Consider the following 12,765-nt stretch of genomic DNA (forward strand, 5'->3'; position numbering starts at 1 on the left):
GCCCTCGCCCTCGCGATCGTTCCGGTCAGCCTGGCCTTCGGTGCCTCCTCGGCCCACGCCAGTGTCGGCTCGAACATCACGGGCATCGCCCTGGCCAACAACTACAAGACGGCCTGCGCGACCAACAGCGCCGGCACCACCGGCTTCTACTCCAGCTGCACCGGCAACGGCGGCCAGCCCGAGCACTGGTGCGCGGACTTCGCCAAGTGGGTGTGGGCGAAGGCGGGTGTCAACGTCTCGGGCCTGACCCCGGCGGCCGGCAGCTTCGGCCAGTACAACGGCGGTCTGCACAGCACCCCGCACGTCGGCGACGCGGTCGTGTTCAACTACAACGGCGCGGGCTACGCCGACCACGTCGCCATCGTCACCGAGGTCGGCAACGGCCAGATCAAGACGATCGGCGGCAACGAGGGCGGCCAGCGCGGCAACTTCGCCGCGACGTCGCGGGTGCGCCTGGACGGGCCGTACAACTCGGCGCTCGGCTACAGCTCCTACATGGGCCAGTCGATCAGCGGCTACGTCTCCCCGATCGGCGGCACGGACACCACCCCGGCCCCCGCCCCGGCACCGGCGCCGGCGGCCAAGGACGTCACCAACCTGTTCGCGCTCGGCTCGGGCGGGACCGTCTTCAACGCCGGCGGCGACTTCGCGTCCGGGGCGTGGAGCGCGTTCCAGCAGGTGCCCGGCAACAGCGGGATCCAGCAGATCTCCGCCGTGCAGATCGGCTCCGTCGTCCACCTGTTCGTCATCGGCTCGGACGGCACCGTGTACACCGCCGACGGCGACACCGCGACCGGCTCGTGGAGCAGCTTCCAGCCGCTGCAGGGCAACAGCGGCATCAAGCAGATCACCGCCACCGCCGTCGGGGGCACCGTCCACCTGTTCGCCGTCGGGGCGGACGACACCGTGTACACCGCCGACGGCAACTACGCGACCGGCTCCTGGAGCGCCTTCCAGCCCCTCCAGGGCAACAGCGGCATCAGGAAGATCACCGCCACCGCCGTCGGCAGCACCGTCCACCTGTTCGCCGTCGGCTCCGACGAGCGGATCTACACCGCCGACGGCGACTACGCGACGGGCTCCTGGAGCACCTTCCAGCCGCTCCAGGGCAACAGCGGCATCCAGGAGATCGCCGCCGTCACCACCGGCACCACGGTGCGCCTGTTCGCCACCGGCTCCAACGGCACCGTCCACACCGCCGACGGCAACTACGCCACCGGCACCTGGAGCACCTTCCAGCCCCTGGCCGGCAACAGCGGCATCAAGAAGATCACCGCCAACGCCGTCGGCAACACCGTCCACCTGTACGCGGTCGGCTCCGACGACCGGGTCTACAACGCCAACGGCAACTACACGAACGGCACCTGGAGCACCTTCCAGCCCCTGGCCGGCAACAGCGGCATCCAGGAGATCGCCGCCACCTCGGGCCTCTGACCCCCGCATCGCGCGCACCGGCGCCCGGCCGCCCGGCCGCCGGTGCGCACCCCCCTCGGCCCGGCCCCGCGGTCCCGCCCCGGGGCCGGGCACCCCGCCCCCGGACACCCAGCCCCCGGGCCGCTGCCCCCGGGCACCCCGCTCCCGGGCACCCCGCCCCCGGGCCGCTGCCGCCGCCCGCACACCCGTGTTCCGTGCCCCGTACCCGGCCCCGGGACCAGGAAGAACCGCATCCTCATGAGCAAGCAGCTCCGCAAGCTCCTGCCCGCCGCCGCCGTCGCCGCCCTGCTGTCGCCCCTCGCGGTCACGGCCGGCCCCGCCGACGCCGCACCCCAGCCCGACCGCTCCTGCGGGACCGTCACCGACGCCGACTCGGCGGCCGCCGCGAGCCTGAACACCGTCCTCACCGGCAAGCTCGCCCACGCCATGACCGCCTACCGGTTCTCCTGCGCCCGGGCGATCGTCGCCGCCACCCGCGCCCACGACCTGTCCGACCAGGCCGCCGTCATCGCCGTCACCACCGCGATCGTCGAGTCCGAGCTGCGCAACAACCCCAACGTCCTCGACGCGACCAGCGTCGGTCTCTTCCAGCAGCAGACGTGGTGGGGCAGCACCGAGGAGCGCCTGAACCCGGCCTACTCCACCAACGCCTTCCTGGACGGGATGCTGCAGGCCTACCCCAACGGCGCCTGGAAGACCCAGCCGGTGGGCACCGTCTGCCAGAAGGTCCAGCGCTCCGCCCTCCCCGGCGCCTACCAGCCCCAGGCCGCCGACGCCCAGCGCATCGTCGCCGCGATGGCGAGCGCGCCGCCCGCCCCCGCCCCCGCGCCCGCCTCCAAGGCACGTGTCAGCACGGTCGGCTCCGACGGAGCGCTCTACGCCACCGACGGCGACTACGCCGGCACCGGCTGGTCCGGCACCTGGGCCACCCAGGGCGGCACCGCCCTCAAGGCCCTCGCCAGCGCGGTCACCGGCAACACCGTCCACGTCTACGCCCTCGGCTCCACCGGCCACGTCTACACCAAGGACGCCGACTACACCACCGGCCAGTGGACCACCACCTGGCAGGAGGTCCCCGGCGGCGCCGAGGGCGCCACCGCCGTCAGCGCCACCACCATCGGCAACCGCGTCCACCTCAACATCGTCGGCTCCGACGGCGCACTGCACACCACCGACGCCGACTACGCCGGCACCGGCTGGTCCGGCACCTGGGTGGCCATGGGCGGCACCGCCCTCAAGGCCCTCGCCAGCACCGCCACCGGCAACACCATGCACGTCTACGCCCTCGGCTCCACCGGCCACGTCTACACCATGGACGCCGACTACGGCACCGGCCAATGGACCACCACCTGGCAGGAGATCCCCGGCGGCGCCGAGGGCGCCGAGGCCATCACCGCCGCCGCGACCGGCAACCGCGTCCACCTCAACATCATCGGCTCCGACGGCGCGCTCCACACCACCGACGGCGACTACGCCGGCACCGGCTGGTCCGGCACCTGGACCCCCCAGGGCGGCACCGCCCTCAGGAAAGCGCTGGCGAGCGCGGTCACCGGCAACACCGTCCACGTCTACGTCCTCGGCTCCACCGGCCACGTCTACACCAAAGACGCCGACTACACCACCGGCCAATGGACCACCACCTGGCAGGAAATCCCCGGCGGCGCCGACAACACCACCACCATCACCGCAACCACCACCCACTAACACCACCACCACCCGGCCCCCACCACCAGCACCAGCACCAGCACCAGCACCAGCACCAGCACCAGCACCAACCAACAAACCCCAACCCGGACACCAGCACCAGCACCAGCACCCCCCGGCTGCCGCCCCCCGCAACGGAACCAAGCGCAGGGGACGGCAACCGGGACCGACCCCCGGAACCGCACACAACACGCAACACAGAAACCGGAACCCGGCACCAGAACAGAACCGGACCAGACCAGAACAGGACCGGAACACGGGGAGCCGGAACACGGGGGGCCGAAACGTGGAGGCCGGAACAGGACCGACACCCCCACCGCACAACGGCCGGAAAACCGGCACACCACCAGAAACCGAACACACCAGGCCCAGAACCGGCCCCGACAGGCGGTCAGCTCCCGCCCTCCGCAGCGGGCGGGCCGGCGGGCGGCTCGCCGGCGAGGAGCTGATCCTCGCACCACGCCACCGCGTCGTCGCGGCTGCCGAAGGCGTGCCAGTCGGAGTGCCCGTCGGGGTGCCCGTCGCCGGCGGCCAGGAACGGCTCCTGGGCGGCGACGACGATCCGGTGGCCCCGTCGGGCGATGTCCGCCAGACCGGCGGCGAGCATCGCGGCGGAGCCCGGTCGGATGCCGGTGACGGCCATCAGGTCCAGCACCAGCCAGCCGGGCGTCGAGGGGACGGCCCCCTCGACGGCAGCCAACAGTTGCTCGGTCTCGGTGAACTCCAGCTCGCCCTGGGCGCCGACGGCGATGATGCGCCGGCTGCTGCGGTTGAGCAGCGCGGTCTGCTCCGGACTGCGGGCACGGGAGGACCGAGCGCCGTGCCCGGTGTCGGTGACGGTGGCCGTCAGGTGCACCGGTGCGTGCATGAGGTGGAGGGCGAGCCGTTCGGACATCGCGGTGAGCGCGGCCACGCCCCGCACGGAGTTGCCCGCCGAATCCAGTGGCGGGCTGTAGACCGCGACGCCGAACCGGCCCGGGCCGACCGCGATCAGCCCACCGGAGACCCCGCTCTTGGCCGGCAGGCCGACGTTCAGCAGCCACTCCCCGGCGCCGTCGTACATCCCGCAGGTGGCCATGACCGCCAGGGTCCGCACCGCCACGCCCCGCTCCACGACCCGCTCGCCGGTGACCGGGTTGCGGCCGCCGTTCGCCAGGGTCGCAGCCATCACCGCCAGGTCGGCCGCGGTGACCAGGACCGAGCACTGGCGGAAGTAGGTGGCCGTCACGGCGTACGGGTCGTCGCTCAACGAGCCGGCCGAGCGCATCAGGTAGGCCAGCGCACGGTTGCGGTCGCCGGTGGCGGCCTCGGAAGCGTAGACCTCCTCGTCGTAGCCCAGCCGACGGCCGGCGAACGCGGACAGGCAGTCCAGGATCCGGGCGGACCGCGCCTCGGTGTCGGCCGCCGAGACCAGGGCGGTGGTGGCGATCGCGCCGGCGTTGACCATCGGGTTGGCCGGCCGACCGGTGCCCGGTTCCAGACTGATGGCGTTGAAGGCCTCGCCGCTGGGCTCGGCGCCGACCCGTCTGAGCATCTCGTCGGGTCCGAGGTCGGTGAGGGCCAGGGCGTAGACGAAGGGCTTGGAGACCGACTGGATGGTGAACTCGGTGTCGGCCTTGCCCGCCTGGTAGCGACGGCCGCCCATGCTGGTGATCGCGATGCCGAAGTCCTCGGGGTCGGCCTGGGCGAGCTTCGGGATGTAGGAGGCGACCTCGCCGCCCTTCAGCCCGCTGATCCGCCGGTGCAGTTCGTCGAGTGCCTTCGTCACCGGGTCCATGTACGCACCCCTTTCCGTTCCCGCTCGTCCGTCCCGGGCTCCCGGGGGTACCTGGGGCTCCTGAACTTCTGGAACCCGCTGCCGCTGCCCATCGGCCGGCCCGCTCGGCCCGCCCGGGTGGAGCCGAACGGAGCCGCGCCCAGCAGCATGCCAGGGGCGCGACCTGCACCCGACCACGACTCACCGGAGGCGGTCGCGGCACGGCCGGCCGCAGGCGTCGCCGGCCCGGCGGCCGTCGAGCGGGCGACGGGACCCGGCGCCGACCGGCCTCGGTGTGATGAGCCCTCAATTCGAGAAAGGTCGCGGAAGAGCCCCCGCCGACCGACTCCCCCGCTTCCTTCTTCGTGGCCCCGCAACAGGGCGCCCGGCCTCCGGTCCGGCACGACTGTCATGAGACCGGACCGGAAGCGACGACAGCAGGACGTGCGAGAACGGTGTTCCGGCTCGCGGCGGCGGCCGCGTCGGTGCCGGTGACAGTGACGGTTCCGCAGGAACGGCCCGGCCGGACCACGGCGAGGGACGGTGGAGCCGGGTGCCGGGGGTGCTGTGCGTGGCAGGCCGGAAAGGGGGCACACGGCTGCCGGGCGCGCCGCGCGCTCCGGTTACGGAGGAGGCGTCATGGTGGCCACCGCACGGGAGTCCCGGTCCAGTGGGGCGGTGTCGGCCGGTCCGTTCCTGCGCGCCGCCGGGCGGGCCGGGTTCACGGCCCGCGGAGTCGTCTACGTCGTGATCGGCTACCTCGCCCTGCGGATCGCGATGGACGGCCGGGGCCCGGACGAGGCCGACCGTGAAGGGGCACTGCGCCAGATCGCGGCCCGGCCCGGCGGCACGCTTCTCCTGTGGCTGCTCGTCCTCGGCTTCGCGTGCATGACGCTCTGGCGCGCCGCCGCCGCACTTTCGCACGACGGTCACGACGGCGGTCGGCGCAAGCCGGGCAAGCGGTTGCTGGACGCCGGGCGGGCGGTGTTCTACGCGTCGGTCTGCTGGGGTACCGCCGCCTTCGCCTCCGGTACCGGAGGCGGGTCGAACAGCGACCGCGCCTCCAAGGACTGGACGGCCGACGCGCTCGCCCTGCCGGGCGGCCGCCTGCTGGTGGGCGCAGCCGGCCTGGCACTGGTCGGCGTGGGTGTGGGAATCACCGTCCGCGCCGCCCGGCGGACCTTCCTGCGCCGACTGGACACCGCCTCGATGGGCCCGCGCACCCGTGCCGCGGTCACCGGAATCGGGCTCGCCGGCAACGCGGCGCGCGGCGTGGTGTTCGCGGGCGTGGGGCTCTTCGTCATGACGGCTGCGGCCCGCTTCGACCCCGGGCGGGCGAGAGGCATCGACGACACCCTCCGATCCTTCGCGGACACCCCGGCCGGCCCGTGGCTGCTCGCCGTCGTGGCAGTCGGACTGCTGCTGTTCGGCGTCTTCTCGTTCGTCTCCGCACACCGACGGCGCTTCTGACCCGGAGAGTCCCTTCCCCACCGCACCCGGTACTACCGGCGACCCTCCGCCGCGCGGCCACGGTCACCGAGCAGCGACCCGGCCCCCGGGCCGTCCGCCGACCGGCCCCGCCTGCTGACCGATCCGACAGTCCCCAGGATCGCGATGCCACGACAAGCGGCTCATTGCCCGTCCTCGTCCTCGTCCTCGAGGCCCTGAACGTCGACAGGCTGCGTGCCGTTGAAGGTCACCAGGATCCCGAACGGGTCCGCCAGCCGGAACCTGCTCTCCGTGAACCGGATCGCCCAGGTCCGGTCGGCCCACACCACCGCTTCGGGACCTGCCAACGGCAACTCCGGAAGATCCAGCCAGCTCAGTTCCTCGGCTGTGAGCTCGAAGTGCCGCTCCCTGAGCCGGGTCCGGCAGTACCGCACGGCTCGGTCGACAAAGACGTCGAAACTGCTCACAACATCGAGAGCAAGTTGGAGGGCAACCTCCTCAGGCGGCGCGGCCGGCTCGACCACCAGACTCACAACCGCCGCGTTACCGCCCGCCGACTCCGGGAAGCAGCCGGTCCAGCAGGCCAAGGACGGAGGGCTCTCCGTCCGTTCCAACGCAAGCCCAGCGATACGCAGCGTTGCAGGCAGTTCCACACCCGTGTCCGCGATACTTGGAATCCCGCCGTCGTCCGACATCGGTTCAGCATATGCGAAGCCCCATCGCTGTCCGCTCTCACACGGCTGGTGATCCGTGAGGCGGCAGGGCTCGCCCCAGGCCGTCATGTGGCGCCGGCCGAGGCCGAGTTCTTCAGGAGGGAACCGAGACTGCCCTCACCGCCGGTCGAGTCTGCCCTCGGGTACCTGGCGTCCGCGGGGTCGCCCGGCGTATCCAGGACAAGGACCTGCGCGAGACGTACGCAGGACACAGGCATCACGTACGGCTCCGATCCGCCGACGAAGGAAGCACCGGTGCAGAACCACGCGAAGGCCAGGTCGAACGCCACCGAGGACGCCCGGTCCACGGTCCGCAGGCCGGTCACCGCACCACCCGCACAGGCCTCCGGGCTCCTCGGGCTGCAGGCGACGGTGGGGAACGCGGTGGTCGTCCAGCGCCTGAAGCAGCAGCACCGGCACGGTGCGGGGTGCGGCCACGAGGCGGAAGAGGCGCCGGTCCAGCGCTCGGCCGTCCACGACGTGGTGCGGGCCGGCGGCAGGCCGCTGGACGGCGGCACTCGCGCGGACATGGAGCGGCGGCTGGGCGCCGACTTCTCCGACGTCCGCATCCACGACGACAGCGCGGCGAAGGCGTCGGCGGCCGAGGTGGGCGCTCGGGCGTACACCAGCGGGAACCACGTGGTGATCGGGGACGGCGGCACCGACAAGCACACGCTCGCCCACGAACTCACCCACGTGATCCAGCAGCGCCGGGGCCCCGTCGCGGGTACGGACAACGGAGCGGGCCTGCGGCTCTCCGATCCCTCCGACCGCTTCGAACGGGAGGCGGAGAGCAACGCGCGCCGCGCCATGAGCGGGGCGGCACCGAGGACCGATCAGCACGCACAGGAGGCGGGCCGGGCAGACCGGGGGGCGGCCCAGGAATCGGTCCAGCGCTGGGCGGCACAGGCCGGCCCGGACCAGCAGAACATGACGGTCTCGGCGAACGGCGTCTTCGCCGTCCCGAACGACGACGCCACGTCGATCTGGATCCGGGTCAGCGCGCCCGGCGGGTCCTACTCCCCGGCACTGCGCCCGACAAGCACGGCGCAGCAGGCCCTCTTCGGCGGCACGGAGCTCTACCAGGAGCACGAGCTGGCACGCAACATCCTGGACGACTGCCTCCACACGGCGGAGGAGATCATGCACAACGCCGTCGGAGAGCTGGCCGACGGCGCGAACAGCAACGTCCGTACCAGCGCCGGGCTCAAGGCCTTCGGCATGTCGGACGAGCAGAACCGCGACCGCGCAGGCGACTTCCAGGGGGCGACGGACCGCAACGCCAGCCCGGTGGTGGGACAGTCCTACCTGATGCTCGCCATGAACCCCGGGGAGCAGATCATGTCGCAGTACCACGCCGCAGCGGTGGTGGGCATGGACGGCCAGGACACCGTGACGATGGAGGCCTTCGCCGGAAGCGGCCAGACGGCCGCGAACCCGATGACGTACACGATCGGCACGGTGGCCTCCTTCCACGACTACTGGACGGGCACGTACTACACACCGAACCACCCGGGGGTCACCATGAAGACAGTGGTCCTCGTCAAGCGCGGCAAGGGCCGCCGGGTGGCAGCCGGTTCGGAACAGCCGGCCAACCCGAACATCGCCCAGTAGTGCTCCGTCAGGTGGCGTCGTAGGCCCGCCCTGCGGGTTGTCGACAGGTGGCGCAGGCAGAGTACGCCGTCGTGCATCAGAAGCACGTACACCCGCACCCGCACAGCGGGAAGCAACGACGGGGCCCCGTTGCAGCACGGGGAGGGCACGGCGCACGCCCGGCGGGCCGCGCGTGCGCCGGTGGTGCTTCGCGGCAGAACCCGGCGTGCAGACGGGCGGGCTCCGCACCACCAAGTGGTGGTGCGGAGCCCGCCCGGGCCGACGGTGTCACCGGGCAGTGCCGCTGCCGCCGTAGTGGCCCTCCAACCGTTCGTGGTACTCGCGGTCGCCGCTGTGCCTGCCCTTGTCGAACGCGCGGGAATTCTTGATCTCGTCCTTGGTGCGGTCCACCCACACCGCCGCGCTCCCCGCGCCGGTCCCGCCCGCCGGCGCCCGTACCCAGCGTGCGCGAGAGCAGGAACCGACGACGCCGAAGCAGCCCAGGAGACAGGAGGTCCGGGCTGGTGCGGCTCGTCGCATCGCTTGACGGAGGACCCGACTCGGCCATCGTCCGCGGGCCGAGGAGCGAGGAACCGCATCATGAGCCCCCACGCGCCCGTCACTCCGGCGGAGGCCGCAGACCGGCTCGCCCTGCGCGAGCTCGTCGACGCCTACGCGCACCGCGCCGACCGGCGCGACGCCAAGGGCCAGACGGCCCTGTTCACCGAGGACACCCGCTTCGTGGTGTACATGGACGCCCGCGACCCCAACCCCTCCCAGGAACTGCACGGCCGCGAATCGCTGGCACCGGTCTTCGACGCGCTCAACGCGTACGCCGCCACCACCCACTTCAACGGCCAGAGCACCGTCACCCTGGACGGCGACCGGGCGACCGGAGTGACGCACTGCCTCGCCCACCACGTCACCGAGGCCGAGGACGGGACCCGGACGCTGATGGTCGCCTCGATCCGCTACCTCGACACCATGGTCAGACACGACGGCACCTGGCTGTTCGCCGAACGCCTCCTGATGGTCGACTGGACCGACACCCGCCCCTCCAACCCCTGACATCCGCGCCACCGGAAGCGGGGGCTCCTGCCGTATGCCGTCCGCCGGGCGGCCGGGCAACCGGGCAACCGGGCAACCGGGCATGAGTGCCTTCTGCGGCACCACCGACGAGACCGAATCCCTGGCCACCATCGGCCGCGCCCTCCAGTTCGGCATCACCTTGCTGGACACCGCCGAGAGCTACGGCCCGTTCATTGCTGCCACTGCGCGACCTCACCGAGATACTCGTCGCAGAGGTCAAGGACGTATGCCTCGTCACTTTCCGATCTCCCACCCACAACGCAGCATCCTGCCAGGAACCCCCTGACAAGCCACCTCCTTCAGGTGGACAGCCTGGTCACCCCGGGTGCCACTGAAGTACCGGATAGGAGTTCGAGGTTCCCGTACACCGGGCGGGCTGCGGTGATCACAGCTCGCGCAGCGGGGCGAGCAACTGCTTCACCGTGACGGCCATGTCGTCGCGGGCCTCCTGGGCGGTGAGGTCGGGGCGCAGGGGGACGGGAAGCTCCCACCATCCGTACTCCGAGGTGCGCGCGACGAGCGGTGGGTGGTCGAGCATCTCGCGCAGACGGTCGGTGGCGGCGTCGGCCATGCGCAGGTAGGCCGAACGGACGCGTTGGGCCGCGTCGTGGGTGAGGCCGCGAGGGTTGATGCTCAGGGTCAGGGGCGAGGGGAAGCCTTCGGTGCCCCACTTCACGGGTTCGAAGGCGGCGGCCAGCTTGCCGTCGGGGAGGTCGAACAGGGCGCCGTACCAGTCGAGGTAGTCGGCGGGGCTCAGGGTCCCGGAGGGCGACTTCCACCACTGGGGGTGGCGCGACGGCAGGGGGATCCCCAGCTCGTCGGAGACCAGGGCGCACAGGTCGTTGGCTGCGTGCACGGCCTTGGCGAACGTGAGCCCGGTGCCGCCCGTGGTCAGCTCCGCCGCGGTCCACTGGGAGACTTCTCGCTCGAACTGTGCCACCAGGCCCTCCAGTTGGTGTATGTCCGACAGCAGGGCGAACTGGGCCGAGTCGGCCGCGTCCCGCCCCTTGAGTGCGTGGAGCAGTCGACCCCAGGACGTAATGCCGAGCCGCCGCTGCCGGGACAGCCCCAACCACCGCGTCCCTGCCTCGTCCGTGTGCCAGGCCGCGGCGTCGGCCCGGATGCCGGCCTCGTCGACCCGGTCGGTCAACTGCGCGGCCAGCGCCGGGATGCGCTGGTCCGGGCAGACGAACAGCAGCGAGCCGCCGTTCTGGAGCCGTTCGGCGTAGCCGACCGGCTGGACCGGCTGCAGCGGGGCTCCGAACTTGCCCTCGACGACGAACCAGGTCAGCCCGTCGACCCGGCCCTCCAGATCGGTGATACCGCCGTCGTTGGCGTCGTGCACCTCCGTCGCGAAGGTCACCCGCTCCCGGACCTGCGCCGGCACCGTCCCGTCGGCCAGCAGTTGCACAAGCGCGGCACGGGCCCGGGCGTGCTGCCCGACGATGCGGCACACCGCCGTCGTGGCGACCGGCTCGCGCCGTACCCCGAACCGGTGCGCCAAGTGCCCCAGCAGGCTTCCGTTCATCCTCGTTCCCTCCCCACCCGACGAGTCCCCCTGGACGGGAGAGCGTAGCGGCGCCCGACGAGGGAGGCGGAATCAGCCCACTACGTGCTCCGGCTTCTTCGCCCTGGGCGCGGAAGGGCGACTCGCAGGGCTCGTCAGTTCCCCAAGCCACCCTGGCGGGCGGCAGTGCCGAACGGATCGCCCTTTCCACTCCGCCTGTTTGCGTCACCTTCCCGGATCCCGCGGCGTGAATTCCGCATTCCGCGTACGGCACGCCGCGGGGGCCGTACATTCGCCGGTACGGATGGGTGACAACGCAACGGGAGTGATCGTGGCAACGTTCGGTACGGACACCAGTGTGGGCTCGACCATCCTCGTCCTGGAGGAGCAACTGCCCGCCGTGGAGGAACGGTTGCGTCGGGCGCAGGCCGAACTCGACGCCGCGACCACCGAACGGGACGCCGTCCACCAGGCTCTCGAAGCACTGCGGCTGCTGTCCGGTGGACCCGCTCGCACCGACGGGGACCGGAAGACGCCTGCGGCCGATGCCCCGCCCGTACCGCCCGAGGTCGCACGGGACACCGAACAGGCCGCGTCCGCCCCCGCTGCACCGGTCCCTGCCGAGCCCGCCACCGAGCCCGCCACCGTGGCGGCCGGCACGAAGAAGGCGGCGCCCGCCAGGAAGGCCCCGGCCCGAAAGGCCCCCGAGCCGAAGAAGGCAGCGCGCACGCGGGCCACGGCCCGTGGCGCGAAGACGGGCGGCGGCGCCAGGACGGCGGCGAAGCAGGAGCCGGCAGCCCGGACCGGACGGACCGCGCCGCGCCCGCGCCCCGTCGACGCCACGCCCCCGACCACGGCATCGGCCGCGGCATCGGCCGCGGCGTCGACCGCCGGGCGGCGAACGGTGACGGACGCGGACAGCATCCTGGCGGTCCTGTCCGGAACGGCAGAACCGATGCGTGCCCGTGAAGTGAGCGAGAAGCTCGGACTGGAACCACTGCAGGCGAACGTCAACGCGGTCCGCACTCGGCTGGAGCGCCTCGCCAAGGACGGCCGGGCGCAGCGGCCCGGGCGGGGCCTGTACACGGTGACAACGCAAGCGCCGGGGGCCTGAGAGGGCGGCATGCGAGGTCTTGCCTGGTATCTGACGCTGTCATGGGATTGGCGTGCGGGTCAGGGTCTATTACTGGCTTCGGCCCGTCAGGGTGAACTGCCTCCACGTTCCTGATGGGTGTGGGGTGGTGGCTGCATTTGATGGTGTGTTAGGTATGAGGATGGTGGCGGACTGACTGCTGAGGGTCGGCTGCGCCAGGAGTCGGTGCGGGTTGAGGCGGCGGAGCTGTTCGAGCAGGGGACCAGGCCGTCGGAAGTGGCGCGTCGTTTGCGGGTGAGCCGGAAGTCGGCCTACCGGTGGCACGAGTTGTGGCGCGATGGCGATGTGGGCACTTTGGCCTCCCATGGTCCAGGTGGGACGCGGTGCCGTCTGTCGTCGCGGTGTCTGGAGAAACTCGCCGCATTCC

The 12,765-nt window shown here is 72.0% G+C and carries 10 protein-coding genes and 1 pseudogene; 7 read left to right on the forward strand and 4 right to left on the reverse strand.

Features of this window, described 5'->3' with window-relative positions:
- Nucleotides 1–1,434, forward strand: a 1,434-nt coding sequence (locus BI06_RS55200) for a CHAP domain-containing protein (protein WP_051742313.1), incomplete at its 5' end; no start/stop codon positions are given.
- A gap of 237 nt (nt 1,435–1,671) precedes the next feature.
- The gene (locus BI06_RS31280) at nt 1,672–3,138 is read left to right on the forward strand and encodes a hypothetical protein (RefSeq protein WP_051742316.1); all 1,467 of its coding nucleotides are present in this window, start codon (nt 1,672–1,674) and stop codon (nt 3,136–3,138) included.
- A 391-nt stretch (nt 3,139–3,529) separates the two neighbouring features.
- Here the strand turns inward: BI06_RS31280 and glsA are convergent, their stop codons facing one another.
- Entirely contained in the window at nt 3,530–4,915 is a 1,386-nt protein-coding gene (gene glsA, locus BI06_RS31285) for a glutaminase A (RefSeq protein ID WP_051742318.1), read from the reverse strand.
- Nucleotides 4,916–5,533: 618 nt separating this feature from the next.
- Here glsA and BI06_RS31290 point away from each other — a divergent pair.
- A complete protein-coding gene (locus BI06_RS31290; protein ID WP_082558804.1) occupies nt 5,534–6,364 on the forward strand; it encodes a DUF1206 domain-containing protein in 831 nt (276 codons plus the stop codon).
- 161 nt (nt 6,365–6,525) lie between these two features.
- Here the strand turns inward: BI06_RS31290 and BI06_RS31295 are convergent, their stop codons facing one another.
- On the reverse strand, nt 6,526–7,038 hold the full coding sequence (locus BI06_RS31295; protein ID WP_051742321.1) for a hypothetical protein: 513 nt from the start codon (nt 7,036–7,038) through the stop codon (nt 6,526–6,528).
- A gap of 273 nt (nt 7,039–7,311) precedes the next feature.
- Between BI06_RS31295 and BI06_RS49795 the strand changes: the two genes are divergently transcribed.
- Nucleotides 7,312–8,670: a DUF4157 domain-containing protein gene (locus tag BI06_RS49795; RefSeq protein ID WP_051742322.1), complete on the forward strand. Its 1,359-nt coding sequence runs from the start codon at nt 7,312–7,314 to the stop codon at nt 8,668–8,670.
- A 267-nt stretch (nt 8,671–8,937) separates the two neighbouring features.
- Here BI06_RS49795 and BI06_RS54825 read toward each other — a convergent pair whose 3' ends face one another.
- Nucleotides 8,938–9,060, reverse strand: coding sequence for a hypothetical protein (locus BI06_RS54825; protein WP_255360274.1), 123 nt, complete (start codon nt 9,058–9,060; stop codon nt 8,938–8,940).
- Between the two features lie 189 nt (nt 9,061–9,249).
- Here BI06_RS54825 and BI06_RS31305 point away from each other — a divergent pair, with 189 nt between their 5' ends.
- Nucleotides 9,250–9,717 (forward strand): nuclear transport factor 2 family protein, encoded by a 468-nt coding sequence (locus BI06_RS31305; RefSeq protein WP_043473847.1) that lies wholly within the window; start codon nt 9,250–9,252, stop codon nt 9,715–9,717.
- A gap of 406 nt (nt 9,718–10,123) precedes the next feature.
- Here the strand turns inward: BI06_RS31305 and BI06_RS31310 are convergent, their stop codons facing one another.
- Nucleotides 10,124–11,266 (reverse strand): hypothetical protein, encoded by a 1,143-nt coding sequence (locus tag BI06_RS31310; protein WP_043473850.1) that lies wholly within the window; start codon nt 11,264–11,266, stop codon nt 10,124–10,126.
- 310 nt (nt 11,267–11,576) lie between these two features.
- Here BI06_RS31310 and BI06_RS31315 point away from each other — a divergent pair, with 310 nt between their 5' ends.
- The gene (locus BI06_RS31315; RefSeq protein WP_149030538.1) at nt 11,577–12,359 is read left to right on the forward strand and encodes a hypothetical protein; all 783 of its coding nucleotides are present in this window, start codon (nt 11,577–11,579) and stop codon (nt 12,357–12,359) included.
- A gap of 171 nt (nt 12,360–12,530) precedes the next feature.
- Nucleotides 12,531–12,752, forward strand: a pseudogene (locus tag BI06_RS55610) (helix-turn-helix domain-containing protein); the annotation flags it as partial.
- Between the last annotated feature and the right edge of the window lie 13 nt (nt 12,753–12,765).

Origin of the sequence: Kitasatospora sp. MBT66 (assembly GCF_000710405.2) — a bacterium.
Taxonomy (GTDB): Bacteria; Actinomycetota; Actinomycetes; order Streptomycetales; family Streptomycetaceae; genus Kitasatospora; species Kitasatospora purpeofusca.